This window comes from Bradyrhizobium sp. USDA 327 (assembly GCF_041262065.1).
Taxonomy (GTDB): Bacteria; Pseudomonadota; Alphaproteobacteria; order Rhizobiales; family Xanthobacteraceae; genus Bradyrhizobium; species Bradyrhizobium liaoningense.
In genome coordinates, this window is sequence record NZ_JBGCCW010000001.1 from 2102490 (window position 1) to 2127608 (window position 25119).

The window sequence follows — 25119 nt, forward strand, 5'->3', positions numbered from 1 at the left end:
CTGCAAATGACCGAAAGGCCCGTTTTGATTGCTGGTCGCAATGGTCAGTTGGCAAGGTGTCTTCATGACCTCGCGGTGCTGCACAGCATGCCCGTGGTCGCGCTTGGACGCGCCGAATTCAATCTGGAGGCTCATGGGGAGCTCCGCCAAACGATCGATCCGCTCGCACCGTCCGTGATCATCAACGCGGCCGCCTACACGGCGGTGGACCTGGCAGAATCGGAAGTAGCAAGAGCGTTCAACATCAATCGCGACGCAGCGGCTGCGTTGGCCGATGTGGCATGGCAAATGAATATCCCGTTCATCCACATCTCAACCGACTATGTCTTCGACGGCACAAAGTCGGAGGCCTACGAGGAGAGCGACGTTCCTGCGCCATTGAATGTGTACGGCGCGTCGAAATTGGCCGGCGAGGCTGCCGTTCTGGCCGCTCACCCGCTCGCAACTGTAATTCGCACGTCCTGGGTATATAGTCCCTATGGCAACAACTTCCTTCGGACGATGCTGCGGCTCCGTGAAGCGCAACCAATCGTCAGAGTCGTCCAGGATCAATACGGAAATCCAACATCCGCGCTCGACCTTGCGTCGGCGATCCTTCAGCTCTCGGGACGGCTGCTGACCCATGATCGTAGAGCCATGGCCGGCATTTTTCATCTTGCTGGACAAGGTGAGACGACCTGGCATGGCTTCGCCGAAGCGATTTTCGACTTGCTCGCTCATCGAGGATTCCGAGTGCCGCAGCTCGAGGCAATCACGAGCGAACAGTACCAGACGGCCGCGCGACGGCCGCGGAATTCGCGCCTCGATTCGTCCAGGGCCGAACGCGTCCTGGGCATTCGATTGCCGTCATGGCGTTGCTCTCTCGAAACCTGTCTCGACCAACTCGCGGAAGGTGGAATCGATGCTGAAAGGAATAGTGCTGGCTGGCGGCAGCGGAACTCGACTGTATCCAATCACGAGAGCGGTCAGCAAGCAGCTACTGCCCATCTATGACAAGCCGATGATCTACTATCCGCTGTCAACGCTGATGTTGGCAGGCGTGCGCGAGATTCTGATCATAACCACGCCGTCCGATCGGTGTCAGTTCGAGCGCTTGCTGGGGGACGGCTGTCAATGGGGGGTCAGGCTCAGCTATGCGGAGCAGCCCCGACCCGCTGGTCTTGCGGATGCGTTCATTGTTGGCGCCGACTTCATCGGGAACGATCGCGTTGCGATGGTGCTCGGAGACAACATCTTCTTTGGCGACGGCCTGAGCGAACTGCTCGCAAGGGCCGCCGAGCGTGAGGAAGGTGCAACCGTCTTCGCCTACCATGTACGAGACCCGGAGAGGTACGGAGTCGTCACGTTCGACGAGCGCGATAGCCCACTGCGAATCGAGGAAAAGCCGAGGCAGCCGAGCTCGAACTGGGCGATCACAGGCCTCTATTTCTTCGACAACAACGTCGTACGTTATGCGCGGCGCATCGAGCCGTCGCCGCGCGGCGAACTCGAGATCACCGATCTGCAGATGCGGTATCTGTCCGCCAAGGCGCTTCATGTCGAGCGGATGGGGCGGGGTTTCGCCTGGCTGGATACCGGGACAGTGGAGTCGCTCATCGATGCGGCGATGTTCGTGCAGACGCTCGAGAAGCGTCAGGGGATGAAGGTTGCGTGTCTCGAGGAAATTGCGTTGAGGCAGGGCTTCATCGACCGCGACCAGATCGAAGAGTTGGCGCGGCCGTTGGAGAAGAGTGGCTACGGTCAGTATTTGCGCGAGATCGGGTCTCTCGTGACTTGAGGACCGGGCTGAATCGTCCGCAGACGTCGAAACGAGTTAACTCATGGTTCTTCGATGAACATCAGCCCTATCAAGAGCGGGACTTTGATGCCCGATTTTTCGCAGAATTCCCCGCTGGTGCGCTATGCGCTCAGGGGATTGGAGCGGTGCTGGCTACCTGAACACGGCTGCTGGTCACATATCTACCATCTGGACGGACGGGCTTCGCCAAACGAGTCCTTGCGGCGCAGCGATGTGTTCTACACGCTTAACGTTCTGCTCGGAATGTCGAGGATCAGGGACGTTCCCGGGGGCATCAATCTATCGGAAACATTCCATCGGAATGCGGTCGAGCTCACGGCCCTTTCGGTACCAAAATATGCACTGGGAATGGCACTTTGGGCTTCCGCAGAACTCGGGTTCGAGCTACCCGAGCAGGTGAGGCGCGAAGTGAAGGGGCTCTTGAGCGATCAGTCCGGATGGGAGTCGTTTCGGGCCCAGGATTTGGGTATGCTGTTGACGGGCGTGGTGGCTCGGGCCAGGGCCGGCGACAAGGAGTGGGTGCGTTTTGCCGCTCCGCTGTATCGCTTTCTCGAGGAGCGATTCCACAGCGGATCAGGGCTGTTCTTCGACGCAGCATCGGGATTTCGGCGGCGCTTCGCTTCGTTCGCCACGCAAATCTATCTCTCAATTGCGTGCTATCACTATGGCGAATTCGCAGGCGAGGCATCGGCGCTCGCCAACGCGGACGCCTGCGTACGCAAGTTGATTGCGCTTCAAGGGCCCGACGGCGAGTGGCCCTGGTTTTTCGATGCGGCCGCGGGCCGCGTGCTTGATTTCTATGAAGTCTACTCGGTGCACCAGTACGGCATGGCTCCGGCGCTGCTGGAGTGGGCGGAGCGCTATCGAGTTCCAGGGGCGCGGAATGCCTTGATCAAGGGATTTAATTGGGTCCTGGGCAAGAACCAGCTTCGTCGCTCGATGCTGGTGCCCGATCTCGGGCTGTCGATCCGCTCTCAGATTCGAAAGCAGGAGCTGACGACCAGAGTGCCGAGGATGTTGCGTGCAATCAAGAATGCCTACTCCGGACGCGACGCCGTGCTAATCGAAAGTTCCGGCGTTGGACTTCGGCTGGAATGCCGTAGCTACGAACTGGGTTGGATATTGTGGTCGTTTGGCCAGCGAGCTGACCTGCTCGAACTGACCCACAACGCGGCCTTTGGCAAGATACCCGTACCGGCCTGACGCTGCGGGCACGAATGTTGTGCTAGCGATTCCAGGCGACGGCTCGCCGATTGCGCAGCAACGACAGCATCGTGATAGCCCGATGCATTCTTACGGCGCACATGACCGCAATCGCCTTGGTCCGGGTTCCGATACCGGAGAGCCGGTCGCTGGCCAAGATCGTGATGATGCCCGGAGCGGGCGAAGCCAGGACAAGCAGGGTCTGCGCAATCCAGCGCAATCTCCATGCCGGCTTGCCGTCGGCCATGTTGCGGTAGTGCAGGAGCTGCCGGTCCCACTTGACATATAGCTCCCGGAGAGAGTTCCTTGCCGGGTGGAAGACGATCATTTCCGGGATGTACCGAAATCGAAGCCCGGCACGCTGCGCGCGTTGTCCCCACTCCATGTCCTCCGCCACGTCGATCCCTGCGAACGGGCCGACGGAATGGAAATCCCGACGAAACATCGCCATGTTGCCGGTGCCGCAATAGCCGTCGCGCTCGATATAGAGCTTGAAGCGATAGGCGAAGACGCTCTCGTAGGCCGCGATGGCGTCCAGGTGTGGCTTTGCGTCCCGCCAGATGCGGACGTCTCCACCGAGCACTGTCCCCGGCGGGAGCGAATGCAGTGAGCGCCATACGCTGCTCAGCCAATCCGGATGTGCCCTGCAATCGGCGTCGATGAAGGCGAGCACCTCGCCGCTCCCGGCAGCAACTCCGGTGTTGCGCGCCGGGCCCGGCCCGGGCCGCGCCTCGCACAACAGTCGTACGCCCGGATATTGAGCGACGACGTCGGTCGGCAAGGTTACGGAGCCGTTGTCAACGACAACGATCTCGAACCAATCCCGGGGAATGCTCTGCGCATCGAGACTCGCCAGGCAAGTCTTCAGTGCGCCGGGTTGATTTAAATGTGGAACAACGACCGAGATCCGTTTGCGTTTAATCGTCATTTAATTCTCTCCGTCGTCGGTGGCTGCGCTTCGGCGGTCGACGCGCGCCGTTTGCCCGGTATTTAAGCCACAATATAATATCAATATAACTTGCAAATAAAATCGCGGGCATTATTATCTAGATATTATTTAAGTTCAATTGGAAGGCGATATTTCGCTGAAGGCGAATTTCGGCCGGGGGAGGAACCCATGCGTGCCTACTTTCTAGGGTGCCCCATCGATATCTTGACCATGGCAGAAACCGTCGACCTCGCGCGCAAGGCCATGCGAAACCGTCAACGTCTGCAGCATGTGGCTCTCAACGTCGCGAAGCTCGTCAACATGCGCTCCGATCCGGTGCTTGCCGCCGATGTCGCCAGCAGCGACATCGTCGGAATCGACGGCATGGGTATCCTTTGGGGAGCGCGAGCGCTCGGTCTCCCGGCAACGTCGCGAGTGACCGGCGTGGATCTACTCGGCGAGCTGCTCAAAGTGTGCGCGCAAGAGGGCCTCCGACCGTATTTTCTTGGAGCCACACCCGCCGTCGTGCAACAGGCGGCGCAGCGTGTCCGGGACGAGCATCCCTCGCTTGTCTTTGCCGGGATCAAGGACGGGTATTTTTCCAGCGAGCAGGAGAACGAGGTCGTCCGCGATATTCGGTCCAGTGGCGCCGATTGCCTGTTCATCGGCATGCCCACGCCGCGGAAGGAACGCTTTCTTGCGGCTCACCGCGACGAGCTCGGCGTCCCGTTCATCATGGGCGTGGGTGGCGGGTTTGACGTTCTCGCGGGCTCGGTTCTGCGAGCTCCCATTCACATGCAGCAATTCGGCCTCGAATGGCTGTATCGCATCTATCAGGAGCCCAGACGGATGTGGTGGCGGTATGCCAGGACGAACACGCTATTTGCGGGAATCTTGACGCAAGCCTTCGCGCGGCAGGCGTTTCGACGGGCGCCCGGCATGTACAGTGTGCTGCCCCCCGGGGCAGGCCGGATCGGAGGGTGAGACGTGCGAAAGCATTTTCTCATCCTGTTGGGAACCAGGCCTGAAGCGATCAAGCTGTTTCCGGTGATCAATCGGCTCAAGGCGGAAGCGAACAAGGACATCGCCCTCACGGTCTGCGCGACAGCGCAGCACAGGGAGCTGCTCGACCAGGTTCTCAAGGTGGCCAAGGTGGTCCCGGATTTCGATCTCGACGTCATGACGGTGAATCAGACGCTCGATAGTCTGACCGGCCGGCTATTGGCGCAGATCGGAGAAGTTCTGGAGAGGGTGAAGCCCACCAGAGTGATTGTCCAGGGTGACACTGCGACGGCCATGGCAGGTGCGCTGGCGTCGTACTATCACCGCATCCCGGTCTCGCACGTCGAGGCGGGACTGCGAAGTGGAGATATCTTCGCGCCCTGGCCGGAGGAGGTGAACCGCAAGATTGTCGGCTCGATCGCCGATCAGCATTTCGCGCCGACCGAGCGGGCGGCGAGAGCGCTGCGGGCGGAGAACGTCTCCAAGGATCGCATTCATGTTACTGGAAATACTGTCGTCGACGCGCTGATCCTCGCGAAGGCCATGGTCGAAGCCGATCCGCAGCTCTCGTCCCGATGGGACGGAATCAAGAAGCGCCACGGCAACCGCCGCATCATCCTGGTCACTTGCCATCGCCGCGAGAATTTCGGCGGGGGAGTTTTCAACGTCGTCAATGCACTGGAGACGATCCTGAGCAGGGAGGACGTTGCCGTCGTACTTCCGGTTCATCCGAACCCGAACGTTCGCGACGTGTTTGCGAGCCGGCTCGCCGATCATCCGCGCGTCGTACTCATTTCTCCCCAGGAGTACACCGATTTCGTCAGCCTTCTGTCGCTATCATATCTGGTGCTGACTGACTCGGGAGGCGTGCAAGAGGAGGCGCCGACGTTCGGAAAGCCTGTCCTCGTGATGCGCGAGACGACGGAGCGTCCAGAGGGCGTCGAAGCCGGGACCGCACGACTGGTCGGAGCGAACTACGACAGGATCGTCCACGAAACATTTCGTCTTCTTGACGACGATGAGACTTATTCGGCTATGGCTCGCTCCCACAATCCCTTCGGTGACGGGCGGGCGAGCGAGCGGATCGTGAAGGTGCTTCTTGATGCCTGAATTCCAGAAAGTTACCGTCGTCGGACTTGGCTACATCGGTCTGCCGACGGCCGCGCTGATAGCCAGCCGCGGCCTCCAGGTGGTCGGGGTAGACACAAAGGACTATGTGGTCAGGACGGTCGGCTCGGGAGCCATTCACATCTCAGAGCCAGACCTCGATGGTCTCGTTTCCAAAGTGGTGTCGAGCGGGGCGTTGACGACATCAAGTGAACCGCAACCCGCCGACGTCTTCATCATCGCGGTGCCCACACCGATTGACGAAAGCAACCGTCCGGATCTGTCGAACGTGAATGCCGCGGTCGAGACCATACTGAATCTGCTTCAACCGGGTAACCTCGTCATTCTCGAATCGACCTCGCCCATCGGAACCACTGAAGGAATCGCCAGGCGGATCAGCGAACACAGGCCCAATCTGAGAATTGGCGTCAACGGTCATGAGGATGGTGCCGTCTACGTCGCTTATTGTCCGGAGCGCGTGTTGCCCGGGCGGATCTTGAGTGAACTCATCAACAATGACCGATGCATCGGGGGAGTGACTCCTGCCTGCACCCGGCGGGCTCAGCGCTTCTACAAGATGTTCGTTCGGGGCGCTTGCGTCGCAACCACCGCGCGCACGGCCGAGTTGGTCAAGCTCACGGAGAACGCGTTCCGGGACACCAACATTGCATTTGCCAATGAGCTCTCATTGATCTGCGACAGGTTCGACATCAATGTCTGGGAGGTCATCGATATCGCCAACCGTCATCCGCGCGTGACCGTGTTGCGGCCGGGACCAGGTGTGGGCGGTCATTGCATCGCCGTCGATCCGTGGTTCATTATCGACTCGGCGCCGGACCTGGCGCGCCTCATGCGGGCGAGCCGCGAGGTCAACATTGCAAAGACGGAAAGCATTATTGAACGCGCCGAGGCCCTGATCGACGATCATCCTTACGCCAGCGTGGCTTGCTGCGGGCTGACATTCAAGGCGAATGTCGACGATCTGCGCGAAAGCCCTGCGATGGAGATCGCACTGCACCTCGCGAAGAAGTACGGGGAGCGTATCAAGTTCGTCGAGCCGAATCTGCGGCGGTTGCCGCCGGAACTTGCCGACTACCGGCCCGGCTTCTTGAACATAGACGAGGCGCTGCGCACGTGCGAGATCGCCCTTCTCCTGGTCGATCACGACGAATTCAAGATGGTTCCGCTGGCCGAACGCCGTCATCTCGACGTCATCGACACTCGGGGTATATGGCAAGATATGCCTGCGCGGACGTGAAGCTGCCGACCCTCCAGAAGCGAGGTTGCCGATTTGATACCTTTCCTGGACTTGAAGGCGAAAGCCCAGACGGTGGGATCGCAAATCGACGTTGCGACCGCGCGTGCCATCCGGCACGAGCAGCCTGCATCGGGGCCCGAAGCAGGCGCTTTCGAGCAACGCTTTGCGATCGCGGTATTTCAGGATGTGATGCCTCGACATGGCCGATTAGCCTAGAACCGGGAGAGCGGTCATGATGGATCTCAAGGGCAAGCGCGTTCTCGTTACCGGAGGTGCCGGATTCATCGGGTCGCATATCGTCGACTTGTTGTGCGACGAAGGCTGCATCGAGATCGTCGCGCTCGACAATATGATGACCGGCCGACCGGAGAATCTCAGGAAGTCGCTCAACCGAGGACCGGTACGATTGGTTCGCGGCGACTTGCGCGACACCAAGTTGGTGGAAGCTCTGGTAAAGGGAGCCAACATCATCTTTCACCACGCCGCACCGTGCAGTGACCATTGTTTGGCCGAACCGCGTCTTGCCATGGAAGTCATGGTGAACGGCACCTTCGAACTGCTCGAACTTTGCGTGAAGTATGACGTCGAGAAGTTCGTCGCCGCGTCTTCGGCTTCGGTTTACGGCGCGGCGGAGGAGTTTCCGACAACGGAGCATCAGAGCCCCTATGGAAACCGTACGGTCTGTGGAACGGCGAAGCTCTGCAATGAAGGCTTGCTCCGCGCCTATAACGATATGCACGGGCTCGATTATATCGCTTTGAGATACTTTGACGTGTATGGCAGCCGAATGGACGTACACGATCGATATGCCGAGATGTTGATCCGCTGGATGGAGGAAGTAGAGGCTGGAACGCCGCCGGTGATAGTTGCGCATGACCAGCAGACCTTGGACCTGGTTCATGTCCGCGACGCGGCACGCGCAACCATCCTTGCCGCGAGGGCAAAGGTCAGCGACGAGGTGTTCAACGTGGGGAGCGGCATCGAAACAAGCCTTGTGCAGCTCGCTTCGGCCCTGGCTTCAGTGATGGGTCACAACGGCGTGCTCCCGCACATCGCGCCCGAGCACTCGATCAACCCTGTCCCGCGCCGAGTGGCGTCGACAGGCAAAGCGGAACGTCTGCTGGGTTTCCAAGCCACAGTGCCGCTCGAGCTCGGACTGACGGAGTTCGTGAAATGGTGGCGCTCCGAACGAGGACTTGCGAGCACGCGGCAACGACAGGCTCTGGCTTCATGACGTCCCTTTCTGGGCCGCAAGCTCTCGCGAAGAAGCCGAAGCTGTACGAGCAGCCATCCCGGCACCGTGAGTTGCGTGCTCAAGGCGGTCCTTCGATAGGGCGAGGCGCCGGAATCGAGAGGACGCTGCCGACACACGGAAGCCGGGCAATGTTTCGTCCATGAAACTGAGTGCGATGGAGAATGGCAATGCGAGTTCTTGTAACAGGTCATCTTGGCTACATCGGCACGGTCTTGACGCCGATGCTGGTGAATGCCGGTCACGAGGTGACTGGAATGGACAGCGATATCTACTCGCGGTGCACATACGCCGCCGGCGGTAGCATTCTCGAGGTCCCGACCATCCGGAAGGACGTCAGAGACGCGGAGGTGGCGGATCTCGTTGGCTTCGACGCAGTGCTGCATCTCGCCGCGCTCTCCAACGATCCGCTCGGCAATCTGAGGCCGGAACTGACGGATGAGATCAATCATCGCGCAAGCGTTCGGATGGCCTCGATTGCGAAACACGCCGGCGTGGGTCGCTTCGTGTTTGCCTCGTCCTGCAGCAACTATGGAAAAGCCGGCGAGGAAATGATCGATGAGACAGCCCCGCTCAATCCGGTGACGGCCTACGGAGAATCCAAGGTTGCCTCCGAACGCGATATTTCGGCGTTGGCCGGCGGCGGGTTTTGCCCGGTGTATCTGAGGCCGGCGACGGCATACGGAGTCTCGCCGCGGCTGCGCTTCGACATTGTCCTGAACAACCTGGTCGCATGGGCGTTCACGACAGGACGAATTCACCTCAAATCGGATGGCTCGCCCTGGCGGCCGATCGTCCACATCGAGGACATTTCTCGAGCTTTCATTGCCGCACTGGAGGCGCCAGCCGAATCCGTTTTCAATGAGGCATTCAATGTCGGCCAGACTGCTCACAATTATCGAATTCGGGATCTTGCCGAGATCGTCGCGAGTGTGGTGCCGAATTCCACGGTGGAGTTTGCGAAGGATGCGAGTCCAGATGAGCGATCCTACCGAGTGAGCTTCGAAAAGATCCGGCGCAAGCTGCCGGGATTCCAGCCGCGCTGGGACGCGCGAATGGGCGCCGAGCAGCTCTACAGGGTCTATCGTTCGTCAAAGCTGACATTGGAGGAGTTCGAAGGGCCGCGATATCAACGGATCGGCCATATTCGGAAGCTGCTGGCGGAGAGAATTCTCGGTGGCGACCTGCGCCAATCGAGACTGCAGCTTGCAGCGGTGTCGTGAGCGGCCGGCTCCCTGGCGGCGAAAAGCCGGTGAGCGGGAAATCGGCGCGCTCATGCTGCGGTTGAGCTCTGCGTTTCGCTGAGGCAGGCGCCGCGCTGGCTGGCCGGATTCGGGCCGAGCTTCGGCAAGCGCGGCGGGCCCCGGAGTTCTGCGGCTCGCAACGGGCTACTTCATGGCAGGAATTGTGGGCCGACTGACCGACGCGCGCTCACAAATCCCCTGGTGCCAATATTTCGGGGTCGCGCGCCTGCTCGATCTTCGGAGCTGCTCCAGAGATGTTGCCGCTTTCATGCCTGAGCATACCTGCTCGGCACATTGAACTGCCTGGGATCAAGCTGGGAAGACGCGCAATGGCTTGGATGCAGCCGCCGATCGCGTCAGGCGAGGGGGGCGCAATGAACATTCGTGGAGAGACCCGGTCGCTCGGGATCAACGCGTAGGGCGGGCGAGCGGATCTCCTCGCGGTGCGTACGCAGTCCCGCGTGGCACGGCTCGGCGAACGTGGTCGTCATCCAGCTGTTCACGCCGTGAGAGCGAGCGAGGCGTCCCGGGTGATCCGTTGCTCAAGCCAGGTGTGTCCGTTGAAGTGCTTGTATTGTTCTGCACGCAGCTTGTCGGCCACGCGGCCTGGCGGCAGATCCACATCCGCGTAGGTGAGGACTGCATCCTTCTTGATGGCGTGCCGCAACCTGCAACCCTCCACGAGACCTTCAGGCAGGTATTTCATTTGGCTCATTTCCTCGGAGTTCACGGCTTCGCCATAGGTCATGTACATTCCATAGTCATCGAGCACCTCGCCCGCCTCCAAATCACGTTTGGCGACTGCACAGACCTCGACAACCGGACCGGCGATCGGAGGGGCGACCAAATCCTTGAACAGAAACGCACGGGCAATCGAGTTCGGCACTTCGAAATGAACGAGGTGATATGGTGTGAAGAACGAATATAGGGGGCCTTCGCCCATTTTGTACAGGTTCAAATACTTCTGTTGCTTTGGATCGGTGTGCTCGGCCAGCACGTAGACCTTGGTCAGCGGTGTGCCGACGAGATAGTCGATGATTCCGCCCAGGGCGCGGACCTCGTCTATGTCGTAGAGTGTGCCGATCTTCATGACGTCGCCGCGATACTCCAGCCCGCGCGACATGCCGCGTGATCTCACCTTGAAGCCAGTGGCATTGGCCACGATCGTCTGCTCGAAGCTGATCTTGGATCCGTCAGCGAAACTGGTCACCATGGCCGGGTTCTGTCCCCATTGCTCGGCAAATCCCTTCTGCGTGCTGGGGTTGCGATACGGATCCTGCAGTCCCTTGATGTTGCCGACAACGCGCGGGATCAGGCCGAGCCCCTTGACCCATCGAACCAGGTTCATCTGCACGCCGGGCTCGTCGCCATCGCATGCGGACAGGGAGCCGCCGTACTTCTTTGCATAGACTTGCAGGATCGGTCCGATCGTAGCGTCGATCTCCGCGTTCATGAGTACGACAGTTTTCTGGTGCTTGAAGGCCTCCAGCGCGACCTGGGCCCCGAGCTCAACCGATCCGGTCACGTCGACGATCACGTCGATCAGATCCGATCTGGCGATCAGAAACGCGTCCTCGGTGACCGCCGGAACGCCGGCGGCAATGGCTCTGTCGAGCCGCCCCTGGCTGTCCGCGTCAACCACGCCGGTCTGGCCGGAATAGCCGAACACGTCATGTCCGCGCCGAGGCTTTCGGCTGTAGATAGCCACCACCCGCATTCCGGGAACACTGTTGTTGATCTGATTGGTGAGCCCTTGAGCCATGAAGCCCGAGCCGAGCAGGCCGACACGGATCGGCTTTCCGGCTGCATGACGGGCTTGCAGTGCGTGATCGACAAGTATCATCGTGGCGTCTTTCAACTGGAGGGGATCGGTAAACGGCTGCGAGCAGCGCGCTGTCGGCGTCAACCTTCGATGCCGGCGAGCTCCATCCGCCCTTTCAGTTCGGGTTCGACCTCGTTGAGCAAGCGGAAGTGCTGATCCTTCTCCGAAATCACGGAAACCGGAAGCGGCCAGGTCAAGCCAAGCTTGGGATCATTGTACATCAGCCCGCTCTCCGCCTCGGGAGCATAGAACTCACCCACCTGGTAGCTGGTATCGGTGTTGTCGACGAGAGTCTGATAACCGTGAGCAAAACGTTCCGGCACGTAGAGTGCCCGCTGATTGGTCTCGTTCAGTTCGACGGCGACATGTTGCAGGTAGGTCGGGCTTTCCGGTCGCAGGTCGACGATGATGTCGACGATCGCGCCCCGCGTGCAACGAACCAGCTTCGTCTCCGCGGCCGGCGGAAACTGAAAGTGCATGCCGCGCAGGGTTCCGCGCCGGACATTTGACGCGATATTCGCCTGCGCAATGACTGGATTGAGGCCGAGGGCCCTGAACTCTCGCTGGCAAAAAGCTCGCGCAAAAAAGCCGCGCGAATCCTCCCGGCGTTCAATATCGATAATGTAGGCTCCTTTAAGCCTGGTTTCGGTTATAATCACCCGGGTTCCTCCATAATCGTGCCGCCGGCGTTCGAATATGCTGCAATATCAGCAATGATAGCGTGCAGGAGAATAAATTCAAAACGGTTTTCAAAAAAATCATTGATTAATAATACCCGCAATATAAAATGCGCGCTATTGAATATTTTGATTTATGTATTTAAACCGCGAGACTTGTAGTAGCCGCTTTAGGCGATCTGTGGCGACCGAAACGGTCGGCCGGAAAGATGGGAAGCGCTGGCCATGAAGGTTGTCTTGTTCTGTGGGGGACTCGGAACCCGCATCCGGGAATATTCTGAAAGCATTCCGAAGCCCATGGTGCCCGTCGGCCAACACCCGATGTTGTGGCATGTCATGCAATATTACAGTCAGTATGGTCACCGCGATTTCGTACTGTGTCTCGGGTACAAGGCCAATGCGATCAAGGAGTATTTCCTGAACTCGGATCGCTGGGCTCACAGCGATTGCGTCGTTTCCAACTTCGGCAGGAAGGTCGAGGTCATCGGCGAGCAGCCGCCGGACTGGCAGGTGGCGCTGGTCGACACCGGCATTTGGCGAAACATCGGTCAGCGCTTGATGGCAGTGCGCCCGCTCGTCGAGAACGAGGACATCTTTCTCGCGAATTACAGTGATGGTCTGACCGACGCGCCGTTGCCCGAAATAATCGAGCGGTTCAAGAGGAGCAAGATGGTCGGATGCTTCGTCGCCGTGCATCCGCCGTTCAATTTTCACCTTGCTGAATTCAACGGCGGAGACGCCGTCAAGCGCCTGCGCTCCAGTCAGCAGTCCGAGATCTGGATCAACGGGGGCTACTTCATCTTCCGGAAGGAGATCTTCGACTACATACGTGAGGGCGAGGAACTCGTACTGGAGCCGTTCAATCGCCTGATCGAAGCTGGAAAGCTCATGGCTTACAAGTACGAAGGTTTCTGGCGCGCGATGGATACGCTGCGGGACCGGCAGGTTCTCGAGGAGATGATCGAGCGGGGCGAAATGCCCTGGAAGGTTGTTCCCGAAGCGCGCACGCAGGCGGCTTCATGAAGGCGTTTCAACTCGCCGCGTCCGGAGAGCGGCTCTCGATCCTTTGTCTCGGTGCGCACTCGGATGACATCGAAATAGGTGTTGGTGCGACGATTCTGAATTTGATTGCGCGTGGCGTCCGGCTCGACGTGCATTGGTGTGTACTCAGCGCGTCGGGTGAACGCGAGAGCGAGGCGAGGGCGTCGGCGGCCGAATTCGTGTCCGACGCGGCTCGTTCTCAAATTGAAGCGATGTCCTTTCGAGACGGCTTCTTTCCAGAACAGGGTGACGAGATCAAGAAGTGGTTCGAGTCGTTGAAGCGGCGCGTCGAGCCGGATCTGATCTTGACGCATCGAGGAGATGATGCCCATCAGGATCATCGTCAGGTGTCACGTCTAACGTGGAATACATTCAGAGATAATCTGATTCTGGAATACGAGATTCCCAAGTGGGACGGAGACGTCGGTCGACCAAATCTGTATTCGGCCGTTTCAGCTCAGGCATTGCAGCGAAAGATCGACCTGCTGATGTCGCATTTTGGAAGTCAGCGCTCCAAGCAATGGTTCGATCCGGAAGTCTTCCGCGGTTTGGCGCGGCTGCGGGGCATGGAATGTCGGGCGCCGGAAAAATACGCTGAAGCGTTTCTGGCGAATAAACTCGCACTGTCATGACAGGCCATTGGAGGATGCGTACCCGGAAGCAAGCCGATGCCGAATTCTCTTCTACGGGGATTGGAATGGACAATCTCAAGGGGATGATAATTCGCGGCGGCGTGGTGCGGCTTGGCGGCCAGGCGGCGAATTTCGCTCTTCGGCTTAGTGTCATGGCCGCACTCGCGCGTCTACTGGACCCGGAGGATTTCGGATTGGTTGCGATGACAACCGCCGTCAGCGGAGTTTTTCAACTCTTCACAGCGGCAGGACTGTCGTCGGCCACAGTTCAGCAAGAGACCGTCACCAACGAGCAGATGTCGACATTGTTCTGGGTCAATGTAGCGATCGGAATGACGCTTGCGCTCCTTTGCGCGGCAACCGCGCCTGCTCTCGTGGCGTTGTACCATGAGCCTCGACTGTTCTGGCTGACCGTCGTAGCAGGCTTGGGATTTTTCCTGAGCGCGTTAGCGGTGCAGCATTCAGCGCTGCTTCAGCGTCAGCTGCGGTATACGACGTTGACGGTCATTGAAGTGCTCTCACAGATGGTGAGCCTTGCTGCCGGAGTCGTCATGGCCTTCGGCGGCTTGGCATATTGGGCCATCCTGGGAATGACGCTGACTTCGACCGTAGTTTACACCGTGTGCGTATGGGTAGCCACGGGGTGGAGTCCTGGCCCACCACGCCGGACCGCCGGAGTCCGCGGCATGTTGAGCTTTGGTGGGATAGTTACCCTGAATTCTCTCGTGGTGTACGTTGCCTACAACTTTGAGAAGTTGCTTCTTGGCCGGTACTGGGGAGCCGATGCTCTTGGAATCTACGAACGAGGATATCGGCTTGTCAACCTGCCGACGGCAGAGCTCAACGCAGCGATTGGAGGCGTCGCGTTTTCGGGATTATCGCGGATTCAGAACGATTTGCCTCGACTGAAAAGTTACTTCCTGAAGGGCTATACCATCGTCCTGTCGATGACGCTGCCCATTACGGTCTTCTGTGCGGTATTCGTGGATGACATCGTCGAGGTGGTACTCGGGCCGAAGTGGAGAGATACAGTGGTCATTTTCCGCTTGTTGACGCCGACGATCTTGGTATTCGGCATTATCAATCCCCTTGCGTGGCTGCTGTATTCGGCAGGCCTACAGGTACGAAGTCTGAAGATTGCCCTGGTGATCGCTCCGCTGGTCATTGTGGCCTACCTCATCGGATTGCCCTATGGTCCGACCGGCGTCGCGTTCGCGTATTCTGCCGCGATGGTATTGTGGGTCATCCCCCACGTTCTCTGGTGTTTACATGGAACGGTGATTTCTCTGCGAGATCTACTTTTCGTAGCAGGCCGGCCATTGATCGCAAGTGCGGCGGCGGCGGCGGTAGCTCTCGGACTTCAACCCTTTCTTGGTGGTTCAGAGTCGCATCTTTTGAGGCTCCTTCTTGGAGGCTGCGTTATCGCCGCAATCTATCTCTGGATGCTGCTGTTTCTCATGGGACAGAAGACAGTCTACTTCGGCCTGTTCAAAGAACTGCAAGGCGCACTTTCCATGAAGACTCATTGAAAAGCGAGCGGGCTGGGTTCGGGATTGGACGACGGCCACCGCATTTGGAGGGCACGATGACTAAGCTGCGAGCGGGCGACTGGGTAGAAGTGCGGACCAAGGAGGAGATCCTTAGCACGCTCGACAGCAGTGGCAGCTTCGAGGGGCTCCCGTTCATGCCGCAAATGTTCAAGTATTGTGGTAAGCGATTCAAGGTCTACAAGCGCTCCCACAAGACTTGTGACACCGTCACGAACACGGGTGGAAGATGGCTTCCGAATGGTGTCCATCTTGATCTGCGATGCGACGGGGAGGCGTATGGTGGTTGCCAAGCTGCATGCCTCATTTTCTGGAAGGAGGCGTGGCTCAGGCCCGTCAATGAAAGCGCGGGCGCTGTGGTGATTCCACCAGAGCATCGGGGCGAGCGCGTCAGAGAGTTCGCGGATAGAGGCCGATGTACAGAGGAAGACGTCCTTCGGGGGACGCGCGTCGGCGATAGCGCCGTGGATGCAGAGATCCGATACTCTTGCCAGGCAACCGAACTGCCCCGCTTTACGACGTTGGCTCGATGGTGGGATGTCAGGCAATACGTGGAGGATTACACCTCGGGGAACGCTGGTTTGGGGCGGATCGCACGCGGATTCGTATACCTGGCCTACTGGCATCTCGCACTCGCCAAGAGAGCACGACTGGGTCACGTGTCCCGCCTGGCTTACGATCTTTTCCAGGAGTTGCGGGGCGGCATTCCGTTTCCGAGGTGGAAGGGAAAAATACCACATCGGCATGAGACTCCCAGCGTCACCCTGAACCTGCAGCCTGGTGAATTGGTGAGGGTGAAAAGTTACAAGGACATTCTCGCGACCGTTGATACTGAAAACATAAATCGAGGCATGGCTTTTGATGCAGAGCTGGTCCCGTATTGCGGCGGCCTCTACAGGGTCAAGACACAGATATCGAGATTCATCGATGAGAAGACCGGAAAGATGAGATCACTCAAGACGCCCGCTGTGATCCTGGAGGACGTTTGGTGCAGATCTCGATACAGCAATTGCAAAATGTTCTGCCCGAGGAGCATCTATTCCTGGTGGCGCGAAGTGTGGCTCGAAAGGGTTACTGACACAGCGCAAGAGCGCGGACTCGCGGCTGATGGTCGTTTAAGGGAGAGATCGCGATTGGAGGTAGTTGATCGGTCCTATGCCGCCTCTGATGCCGAAAAAATAGGGGCGATGGAACATTGATGCGTCGACACTGACGGCCAGTGGGACGGCACAGGCTTTCGAGTTTGCCATGCGAGCTTCAGGTCAGATCGAGAAGTCGACCGGTCCCGTCAGTCTGCAGCGGCCGGAAGACGTCATGGCGGGACCGGATCCAGCCTCGCGCTGGACCGACCCTCTAGTGACCATTGCCATTCCTACGTTCAATCGAGCTAAGTGGTTGCTGGACTGTGTTCGCCTGGCGCTGAGTCAATCGTATCCACATTTCGAAGTGCTGGTGTCGGACAACGCATCGACCGATGAAACCGCGCTGGTCCTGAGCCAATTCAAGGACGAAAGACTACGCGTCGTGCGCCAGCCTAAGAACATAGGGGCGACCGCGAACTGGAATGCTTGCGTGGCACAGGCAAGGGGTGACTATATCGTATTTGTTCCAGATGATGACAGAATTGCGCCTTGGCTGTTGGAGCGATGCATTTCGCTGATCCGAAGTGAGCCCGAAGTACCGATCGTGATGGCGTTGGGTGAAGCCCGGGTCGTCGCGTCGGGACGCAACCTGCCACCACAGGCCAGTCAAATTCTGACAACTGGAATCTGGGACGGCGTCGATGTCCTCGATGAATATCTGAAACGGCGCATCCTGGTGCAGGGCTGCACCACGATACTTCGTACCGAGCGACTCCGGGCCTGGGGAGGATTCCCGGCAGGATGGCCGTTCGCGAGTGATCTTGCACGGCATCTCCCATTGCTGCTGGAGGGCAAGGCGGGCTTTGTCAATGAATGCTGTGGCTCCTATTCCCTTCACGACGCCACGCAGACATCTCGTCTGGCGCTCGAGAGCCACCTGGAGGATATCAAGAAGCTGGTTGATCTCATAACGGTCACCGCCGAGCACAGAATCGGGAATGAACGAAGGCGCCATCAGCTGCAATCGCGAGCCAGACATTTCCTGGCCCGTGAGGTCATCGGGATCATCACCTCGTATCGCAAAAGAGGCACTCGTCTTCGCGAACTACTTCCAGTGTTGAGGCAATGGGGGCGCGACCTAGTGGCCTTGCAGGCTCAGGACACGTTCACCGTCATGCGCCTGGCCTGCTGGCTGCTTATTCCTGCTCCAATTATCGGCGGGCTCCGCCGCCTCAAGAGGAAGCTCACGTCGAAAGCGTAGCGGCGAGATCGGATGATACGCGAAGTCACGGACGTGACGGCTTCGGCTTCGGGCTGGTAGAATCCTGGACGACCCGCCCCGTTACCATGTTTACATTGTTTGTGAAAACGGTCTTCGCGTAGCGGTCGTTCGGCCCGGCGGCCGGATAGTTGAAGCCGAACGCTCTTGTCACATCAAAATAGTTGTCGTGCGTGGAGAATGTCCCGGACAGATTGGCGGCGTCGGTCCCCGGACCGGATACGGACATCCAGTAGGTGACGCTGCCGATCAGGGTATTGCCGCCAAACTCGCCCAACTTCGTGTTATCCGCAATGAACCCCTGAGTACTGCCGCCATTCTGGATCGCCGTGTTGTAGAGAATGCGGATCGCTTCCACGGTCGGGCCGTAAACCTGCAGATAGTCGCCGTGGGTCCCTGGGCCGCGCATTCCGGCCTGTTCCAGTACACTATATCGAATGACGATGTTGCCGCCGTCTCGGCCATGGCGGCCGATCAGGTCGGAATTGGAATTCTTCAGCCAGGAATATTCGATCGTGAGGCCGGGTCCTTCCATTTCGATCAGGAATTCGGCACGTCCGCCTCCGCTCAGCCCGTCAATGACGCAATTGGCGATGCGTAGATCGGAGGAGGACGGTGCACCGCTGATGACACTATTCTGCGGGCCGCTTGGATTCAGACCATCGAATTCCGAGTTGATCAGATTGGTGTTCGCTGCCGTAGTCGCGATGGACCAGCCGCCGAAATCATAGCCGTCGAGCGTAACATCGTCGCCTGTCACCGTGATGCTCTTCCGAGCCACGTCGAGCGAAACACCTTCCATCGAGATCGTTGCCGGATCTCTGATGGGAGTATTCGTCGAATAACCGACGCAATAGTCCACACCCGCGACCCTCCACTCCGGACGGACTCTGTATTTGGTCAGGAGGGACGGATACTGAATTGTACAACTGGGCGCGGAGGATGAGCCGTCATCGAGGGCTGATTTGTCGGTTGCGGCGCGCTCTGGCGGCCGCATGTCTCCGGATGGGACGCTTTGCGCCTGACTGGCGGCTATCGACCAGGGCAGCATGAGCGCGAAGAGAGGTTCAATATAGCGGGCTGTCATGTCGGAAGCGGGAGCCTTGCCCGGCGTGGTTCGTTACCTGGACGCATGGAATCCCCGAGTTGCCTGCCCAACAGTGGGGTCACGATCGATGCTAGCCATCCCTTGGCGATAGAGTACGGGGGTTTCGACCGCCGCGACGGATTCCTCCTTCAGCGATGCGCGGATGCCGATCCATATTCCCCAGAGTATCCAGCTGCTGTTCCAATAATGAACTGTCAATCCCACGAACATGAACATTGCGAGGCCTAATGTGAATGCCGTACGCATGTTGCTCATGTAAGCATCTTGGTAGTACGGAATGCTGGCGGTCCGCCTTGACGGAAGGAATGCCGTAATATTCGCCAGAAGAATAAATACGACTAATGGGATGCCAAAGCGGAGCGCCAAGGTCAGCCAAACGCTGTCGACTGAGGCGTTGCCAAAGAAATCGTCAGGGGAGGCGTACGAGCCAAATCCGTACCCCACATAGGGAGAGAGATCGATGTAGTAGCCGGCGCTTTCCCAGGTCGCAACACGGAAATATCCGGTAGCTGGGTCGAGCGTGAGATTTGCGACGATCCAAGAGATTGGTTTGTTGGCGACCAGAAATACGACGCCAAGGAGCGTGAAGAGGCTGGCCACCAAGGCGTGCCACCTCCAGCGGCACCCTAGCAGCAGCTGATCATAACAATAGACGGATAGCACAATCCCGAATGCCATCAGCGGGGCCGAAGACATCGCCAGTACACATCCAAAAAGGCACAGCCCGCAATACAAGCTTCGACCAAAAAAGCTGCGTTCGGAGTACAGAAAAACAGCGCCGGCAACGGCGCAGAACGAGCCGTATAGGATCGCGTGAGGAAATGTCGAGGTTGCCCGCAGCAAGCCATAGCGATATTCATACCCCGTGCTCGGCAAGCCCATAAGGGCTGCGACGACGTTGTGCTGGGTAAGATGCTCCAGGACCGCAACAGCAACGATCCCTGCGGTAACGGGCTTGAGCACTCGGACAAAAGCCTCCAATCCCCGGCGCCCAAAAAAGTAGGAGCGAGCCACGAAGTAGCCGCCGGAAAATTCGAGTATGAGAGCGGCCGCGGAAGACCACCCCTGATCCGTTTCCAGTACCGCTGCCAGCATCCAAGCCGACGCCGCGCATACGAAAAAATCCGACGCGCGTAGCCATCGGCTTCTTTGAAACAATTCGGTCAGGGCTGGAACGAGCAGCAGGACAATTACGATCCGCGCCGGAATGAACTTGGCGCCCCCCACGTAAATCGTCATGTAGGAGGGCATGGCGCACCCGAGCAATATCAGCCATGCCGCCCATCCGTTTGAAGCTGTCGCGGTTCTCCCGTCGAGCGCGACGGCCTGGAGTGGCGGTCCACTCTCCGTTAGGCCGGACCCACTGAGGCCGTAGGATGACATGTGCCTTCTCGATCCGAAAACATTAACTGGACTGGAATAAAGATATATTATTTAATGTCGGCTGCCAAATAATATGTTGATAATAAATAGCGACGGATTATATTTAATTTAGTTGGCGGCGCGGCCGAAGGTGGGAAATGACCTGCTCGATAGAGGTATGTTGTGTTGCGAACGAGCAAGCGACACTTGCTCGAAATCTGAAGCGATCTCCGGACCTTGCGGACGGCCGTATTGGGGTTTCCGTTATCTGGGGGGCCGCGGCTGCATCAGCGGCATACTCCCAAGCAATCGCCGCGGCCAGGTCGGATGTCGTCGTGTTCGCTCATCAGGACGTCTATTTTCCCGAAGGCTGGTTCATGGCACTGCGAGCAGCTTGCGAGAGATTGAATTCGATTGATCCGTCCTGGGCTGTCGCCGGCATTTGCGGCATGACGCCTGACGGAGAATTCGTCGGCCATTTGTGGGATTCCGGTCTGAGCACCGTATGCGGCGGGCGATTTGACCGCCCCCGTCTTGCTGCGAGCCTCGACGAAGTCGTTTTGATCGTGCGCCGGGCCGCGGGCACCCTGTTCGATCCAAGCCTGCCGTCCTTCCACCTCTACGGAACGGATATCGTGCTCGAGGCAAAGAGGGCCGGCATGAAATCCTATGTGATCGACCTGCCGATTATCCACAATAGCAAGGCAACTCTTCGTCTCGATCCTTCCTACCTGGCTGCCTACCGCTTCATGATCCGGAAGTGGAGGGCGCAACTCCCCTGGCCGACGGTGATCGTTCAGTTGAGCCGGAATCCCCTGCCGTTGCTGCTTCGTCGCTTCCGGCTGAGGTACCGGGCCATGCTGAGCGCGCCTACGTTAAAGCCCAAGTTCGAGTGCCCTGAAGCGAAGGCGAGGGAGCTCGGATTTGCACAAGCAAGCGAGGATGCAATTTGACCGATTGCCTGAGCGGTGCCGTGCAGGACAATGCTGCCGGCAAGCAGCCTTCGATGACGATTGTGGTCTGCATCGAGTCAGGGATGCTGGAGCCACTTACGCTGCGCATGGTGGAGAGCCTTCGGCGCTTCGGTGGCCGCTTTGCAAACCTGGAAGTCATTGCCATCACGCCTCGGTCTACTCCGGCTCTCGCGCGAGAGACGCATCGCCGAATGAAGGAGCTTGGGATCAAGCATCTGCGTGTCTTTCCCGACAATCCTTATGTCTGGCACCACTATATGAATAAGGCAGAGGCGATTGCTGCTGTCGAGAACATGGTCACGACAGAGGCGATTGCCTGGATCGATAGTGATATCCTATTCCTGCGTGAGCCCAACGGTCTTGAACTGCCGCCTGGGGTAGATTTCCTCGCGAGTGCTCCGGATGCAGGGGTAATCGGGTCGAGGGGGGTAACCGATCCAAATGATCCGTTCTGGGAGCGGTCTGCTGCACTCATCGGAAGAGTTGCTGACGACCTTCCGTGGCTTCAGACGGGCGATGGACACCGGATCAGGTTCTACTGGAACGCTGGCCTCTACGTGTACCGGCGCAGCACGCGGTTCGGCAGAGAATTTCTCGCCGATTTCAAGAGATTTCTTGATCGGCAAGTGGCCCGCACACACTCGCAAGTGCACTTCATGGATCAAGTCGTTCTGGGCTTGACGGTGATCCGGCTTGGGCTGGCTTGGCAAGCACTGCCGGATGCCAGCAACTTTCCCCTGTGTAGCTATCTGCCGAGAAACTATGACGGGGCAAAGATGACGGGAGTGAGTGTACTTCACTTTCACGATTCCATGGAGCCGAAGCTCTGGAACAGGCTTCTCGAGACGCTCATACCAGGGCATCCGCAAATCCGTGAATGGCTCGAACCTCAGGGGCCGGTCACCGTGCCGTCTTCGATTCCGTCCTCGCTTGCGCGTGAAGGTCTGCGAATGGTTCGAGGTGCGCGTAGACGCGTCTACTATGCCCGGTCGGGTTTCATCAAAGCCTGGAGTCCGGCACGATGACGTCGACCCAGTGCGCAGAGTTGGAGTGTGAGAATTGTCAGCGGGCCACGGGAATTACGTGACCTCGCAGGAAGGGTCACGTCACGGTCCAGCGTCCAGAGGGAGAGAGTTGTGGGCATCGATCTGACGGGCCTCCGTGCGCTCAGCTTCGCAAACCGAGTCTATGGATTCGATTTTCGGAGTACGGTCACTCTCGGAAGACATGAGATCCATTTCTGGAAACAGGAATTTCAAGCGGTTCAGAGGAATTCGAGCCTCGCGTATGATCAGTCGATTGCGGTGGGGCTCTACTGCGAGTCCCTCCTCCGCAAGCTTGGTGCGGAGAATATCGTCTCGGTTGACGCCTCAGCTTTCGAGGGGGCGTCGCTTGTACATGATTTCAATCTTCCGATACCGAGCGATATGCACGGGAAGTTCGATACGTTCCTCGACTTCGGGTCGATCGAGCACGTCTTTGATGTTGCGCAGGTCGTCGACAACATAGTGAACCTGGTCAGGCCGGGCGGACACGTCCTCATAGCGACGAATGCAAACGGCTTTCCCGCGCACGGCCTTTACCAGTACTCGCCGGAGTTTTTCTACAGCCTTTTCAGTAAACGAAATGGTTTCGAAGATACCGGTGTCTTTCTGGTCAGGCCATCCCGCCCGAAGAGGTGGCATCTGATCAAGCCGCCAGTGGCCCTCAACCGCAGGAACCAGATCCCCTTTGAGGAGCAGACGGTGCTGGTGGTGTTTTCGAGAAAGGTCCGCAACGCTTCCGACTTGAGCGTGCAACAGTCAGACTACGATGCGACGTGGACGAGCTTCGCGACCGGAAGCTGGGTCGCCTGGGATAGACGGAATATTCCAAGGTGGAAGCGCGTGCTTCATGAGTTCATAGGTCCTTTCGCTTTTCGAAGTCTCTCGTATCACTTCAAATCGTCTCAGATCCGGCGAAAATACCGCGCCGATCGTATTGTGATTGACCCGGATTCCGTAGACCCGAGCGACTTCGCGAGAATGATAGCGGACGCGGCATTGCCGAAGCCGCTATCGAGGGGCGAGCTGAATCAGGCGGATGGGGCGACGCAACTGCATTGACCGGTCAAGCTGGCCACGCATTGCGCACTGGGCCAACGGCTGGAGTTCTGCGGGCGAGAATTTGGTCGCTTTGATAGATACAGCAACTGGAGGGTTTGGAAAATGCGGAGCCTCGAACAAGCGGTCGAAAGCCCCCGTGCTCCTCCGCTGAGCGATATGAAGAGGCAACGCGCCCCTGCGCCCGAAGCAGACATGAGCCGGTACTTTCATCATGTGCGCGCCGAGATACGACCGTTGCTGCCGAAGGCCGCGACCAGCATCCTCGAGATCGGGGCCGCCTCCGGGCAGACGTTGCGCTGGATCAGAACGATCTACCCCGACGCAGTGACGACCGGCGTCGAGATAAATGACGCGGTCGCAGAGGAACTGAGCCGCAATGCGGATGTGGCGGTCTTGGGCAGCATTGATGAATGCCTACCTCGGCTCAAGAAGTACGATCTCATACTGTTGCTCGACGTCCTCGAGCATCTTGTCGATGCGAAAACCGTTCTGCAGAACGTGCGAGGATTGCTCGAGCCTGGTGGTCATGTCGTGGTGTCCGTACCAAATGTCGCGCATCTCAGTGTTGCGGTTCCGCTTCTGTTCAAGCGCCGGTTTGACTACCAGGACGCAGGTATTCTGGACCGCACCCATCTGAGGTTCTTTGTCGAGGATACCGCGATCGGGCTCATGAATTCCGCGGGCCTGAAGGTCTCCAAGGGGCTGATTTCCGGAATGCAAGGCTACAAGGCAAAGACGCTTCATCGTCTTTCGTTCGGCCTGTTGAAGCACCATCTGGCGAAGCAGTACATCATGCTCGGAGAAGCCATTGATGGCGAGGAACGCCAGAAGTCGCTTGTCTGGAAGATCGCCAAATGAGAATTGCGAGAGCAATATGAATTTGAAGGCAGTAGCCCGCTATTTCTACGCCAACGTTCCTGGCGTTGCGGCGGTGAGGTTTGCTGTCAAAGACGGTGTTGCACCGTACCTTTTCAAGCCGGAGTTTCGTGGAGTTGGATTGCTCTGCATCGGAAGCGGTTTGATAGTGGACGTGGGCGCGAACCGAGGCCAGAGCACGGCGGCGTTCAAGAAACTTGCGCCAAAGTCCCGTATCATGGCCTTCGAGCCCGAACCGCGGTCAGCGAAGCGACTTGCATTTCGCCATCGCCGAGACGACGCCGTGACCATTCTCGACTGCGCGCTTGGCTGCAGGTCCGAGGTTATCGACTTTTTTCTTCCAAGATACGGTCGATGGGAGTGCGACGGAATGGCCGCGACGTCCTACGAGGGGGCAACGGAATGGTTGAGGAATCCGGGACGGATGTACCGTTTTGACGAAAGGAAGCTGTCTGTCCGGGAGCATCGGGTTACGTGCAAAGCTCTCGATTCTCTCGATCTAGCTCCGGCTCTGATCAAGCTTCATGCCCAGGGAGCCGAGCTGGATATCCTCAAGGGTGCGCAAGGAACATTGCAGCGGCAGAGACCCGCATTGATGTGTGCGTTTGCCTCGCCGGCGGTTACCGAATTCCTGGATGATCTCGGCTATCGCCCCCACGTCTACGATCGGGGATGCTTTAGGCCGGGAACTGCACCGCTGTCCGTAACCTTCACTTGGTATCTCACAGAGGCGCACGTGAAAGCATCCAATCGAGCTGGGCGCGGGATGTCGGCGTTTTGGAGAACCATGCGCCGGGGATGGTACCCGATCTAGACTGTCAG

At 58.5% G+C, this 25119-nt stretch carries 23 protein-coding genes; 18 read left to right on the forward strand and 5 right to left on the reverse strand.

What is annotated here, in order from left to right; genetic code table 11:
- The first annotated feature begins 6 nt into the window (after positions 1-6).
- The 3 genes from rfbD to ABIA42_RS09505 are packed head-to-tail and all read left to right on the forward strand — an operon-like array spanning position 7 to position 3001.
- Positions 7-993: a dTDP-4-dehydrorhamnose reductase gene (rfbD, locus tag ABIA42_RS09495; protein ID WP_370114025.1), complete on the forward strand. Its 987-nt coding sequence runs from the start codon at positions 7-9 to the stop codon at positions 991-993.
- Positions 902-1777, forward strand: a complete 876-nt coding sequence (rfbA, locus tag ABIA42_RS09500) for a glucose-1-phosphate thymidylyltransferase RfbA (RefSeq protein WP_370114023.1) — start codon at positions 902-904, stop codon at positions 1775-1777. The genes rfbD and rfbA overlap by 92 nt, the downstream gene beginning before the upstream one ends.
- A 54-nt stretch (positions 1778-1831) precedes the next feature.
- Positions 1832-3001, forward strand: coding sequence for a hypothetical protein (locus ABIA42_RS09505; RefSeq protein ID WP_370114021.1), 1170 nt, complete (start codon positions 1832-1834; stop codon positions 2999-3001).
- A gap of 22 nt (positions 3002-3023) precedes the next feature.
- Here the strand turns inward: ABIA42_RS09505 and ABIA42_RS09510 are convergent, their stop codons facing one another.
- Entirely contained in the window at positions 3024-3929 is a 906-nt protein-coding gene (locus tag ABIA42_RS09510; RefSeq protein WP_370114019.1) for a glycosyltransferase family 2 protein, read from the reverse strand.
- Positions 3930-4118: 189 nt separating this feature from the next.
- Here ABIA42_RS09510 and ABIA42_RS09515 point away from each other — a divergent pair, with 189 nt between their 5' ends.
- The 5 genes from ABIA42_RS09515 to ABIA42_RS09535 all read left to right on the forward strand — a co-directional run bounded on the left by ABIA42_RS09515 (position 4119) and on the right by ABIA42_RS09535 (position 9771).
- The gene (locus tag ABIA42_RS09515; protein WP_370114017.1) at positions 4119-4913 is read left to right on the forward strand and encodes a WecB/TagA/CpsF family glycosyltransferase; all 795 of its coding nucleotides are present in this window, start codon (positions 4119-4121) and stop codon (positions 4911-4913) included.
- 3 nt (positions 4914-4916) lie between these two features.
- The gene (wecB, locus tag ABIA42_RS09520) at positions 4917-6041 is read left to right on the forward strand and encodes a non-hydrolyzing UDP-N-acetylglucosamine 2-epimerase (RefSeq protein ID WP_370114015.1); all 1125 of its coding nucleotides are present in this window, start codon (positions 4917-4919) and stop codon (positions 6039-6041) included.
- A complete protein-coding gene (wecC, locus tag ABIA42_RS09525; protein WP_370114013.1) occupies positions 6034-7296 on the forward strand; it encodes a UDP-N-acetyl-D-mannosamine dehydrogenase in 1263 nt (420 codons plus the stop codon). The genes wecB and wecC overlap by 8 nt, the downstream gene beginning before the upstream one ends.
- 232 nt (positions 7297-7528) lie before the next feature.
- Positions 7529-8530, forward strand: coding sequence for an NAD-dependent epimerase/dehydratase family protein (locus ABIA42_RS09530; RefSeq protein WP_370114011.1), 1002 nt, complete (start codon positions 7529-7531; stop codon positions 8528-8530).
- 188 nt (positions 8531-8718) lie between these two features.
- On the forward strand, positions 8719-9771 hold the full coding sequence (locus ABIA42_RS09535; RefSeq protein WP_158670081.1) for an NAD(P)-dependent oxidoreductase: 1053 nt from the start codon (positions 8719-8721) through the stop codon (positions 9769-9771).
- Positions 9772-10291: 520 nt separating this feature from the next.
- On the opposite strand, the gene ABIA42_RS09540 is transcribed toward ABIA42_RS09535, so the two are convergent.
- On the reverse strand, positions 10292-11635 hold the full coding sequence (locus ABIA42_RS09540; protein ID WP_370114009.1) for an NAD(P)H-dependent oxidoreductase: 1344 nt from the start codon (positions 11633-11635) through the stop codon (positions 10292-10294).
- Positions 11636-11694: 59 nt separating this feature from the next.
- Positions 11695-12273 carry a dTDP-4-dehydrorhamnose 3,5-epimerase gene (rfbC, locus tag ABIA42_RS09545; protein ID WP_271586087.1) on the reverse strand — a complete coding sequence of 193 codons (579 nt, stop codon included), beginning with the start codon at positions 12271-12273 and terminating at the stop codon, positions 11695-11697.
- A gap of 243 nt (positions 12274-12516) precedes the next feature.
- On the opposite strand from rfbC, the gene ABIA42_RS09550 reads away from it, so the two are divergent.
- From ABIA42_RS09550 to ABIA42_RS09570, 5 genes are all read left to right on the forward strand, one after another.
- Complete coding sequence (locus ABIA42_RS09550; protein WP_158671895.1) at positions 12517-13314, forward strand: sugar phosphate nucleotidyltransferase; 798 nt, start codon at positions 12517-12519, stop codon at positions 13312-13314.
- Positions 13311-13964, forward strand: coding sequence for a PIG-L deacetylase family protein (locus ABIA42_RS09555; protein ID WP_124158584.1), 654 nt, complete (start codon positions 13311-13313; stop codon positions 13962-13964). The genes ABIA42_RS09550 and ABIA42_RS09555 overlap by 4 nt, the downstream gene beginning before the upstream one ends.
- 65 nt (positions 13965-14029) lie before the next feature.
- Positions 14030-15493 (forward strand): lipopolysaccharide biosynthesis protein, encoded by a 1464-nt coding sequence (locus ABIA42_RS09560; protein ID WP_370114006.1) that lies wholly within the window; start codon positions 14030-14032, stop codon positions 15491-15493.
- A gap of 56 nt (positions 15494-15549) precedes the next feature.
- Positions 15550-16710, forward strand: coding sequence for a hypothetical protein (locus ABIA42_RS09565; RefSeq protein WP_370114004.1), 1161 nt, complete (start codon positions 15550-15552; stop codon positions 16708-16710).
- 49 nt (positions 16711-16759) lie between these two features.
- Positions 16760-17854: a glycosyltransferase family 2 protein gene (locus tag ABIA42_RS09570; protein ID WP_370114002.1), complete on the forward strand. Its 1095-nt coding sequence runs from the start codon at positions 16760-16762 to the stop codon at positions 17852-17854.
- Between the two features lie 25 nt (positions 17855-17879).
- Here ABIA42_RS09570 and ABIA42_RS09575 read toward each other — a convergent pair whose 3' ends face one another.
- Positions 17880-18959 carry a hypothetical protein gene (locus tag ABIA42_RS09575; RefSeq protein WP_370114000.1) on the reverse strand — a complete coding sequence of 360 codons (1080 nt, stop codon included), beginning with the start codon at positions 18957-18959 and terminating at the stop codon, positions 17880-17882.
- A gap of 33 nt (positions 18960-18992) precedes the next feature.
- Positions 18993-20231 (reverse strand): O-antigen ligase family protein, encoded by a 1239-nt coding sequence (locus ABIA42_RS09580; protein WP_370113998.1) that lies wholly within the window; start codon positions 20229-20231, stop codon positions 18993-18995.
- 446 nt (positions 20232-20677) lie between these two features.
- Here ABIA42_RS09580 and ABIA42_RS09585 point away from each other — a divergent pair, with 446 nt between their 5' ends.
- From ABIA42_RS09585 to ABIA42_RS09605, 5 genes are all read left to right on the forward strand, one after another.
- Positions 20678-21295, forward strand: coding sequence for a hypothetical protein (locus ABIA42_RS09585; RefSeq protein ID WP_370113996.1), 618 nt, complete (start codon positions 20678-20680; stop codon positions 21293-21295).
- Entirely contained in the window at positions 21292-22341 is a 1050-nt protein-coding gene (locus tag ABIA42_RS09590; RefSeq protein ID WP_370113994.1) for a hypothetical protein, read from the forward strand. Before ABIA42_RS09585 ends, ABIA42_RS09590 begins: the two co-directional genes overlap by 4 nt.
- A 111-nt stretch (positions 22342-22452) precedes the next feature.
- Entirely contained in the window at positions 22453-23421 is a 969-nt protein-coding gene (locus ABIA42_RS09595) for a class I SAM-dependent methyltransferase (RefSeq protein WP_370113992.1), read from the forward strand.
- A gap of 102 nt (positions 23422-23523) precedes the next feature.
- Positions 23524-24279, forward strand: a complete 756-nt coding sequence (locus tag ABIA42_RS09600) for a class I SAM-dependent methyltransferase (RefSeq protein ID WP_370113990.1) — start codon at positions 23524-23526, stop codon at positions 24277-24279.
- Between the two features lie 16 nt (positions 24280-24295).
- Positions 24296-25111 (forward strand): FkbM family methyltransferase, encoded by an 816-nt coding sequence (locus ABIA42_RS09605; protein ID WP_370113988.1) that lies wholly within the window; start codon positions 24296-24298, stop codon positions 25109-25111.
- The last annotated feature ends 8 nt before the right edge of the window (positions 25112-25119 follow it).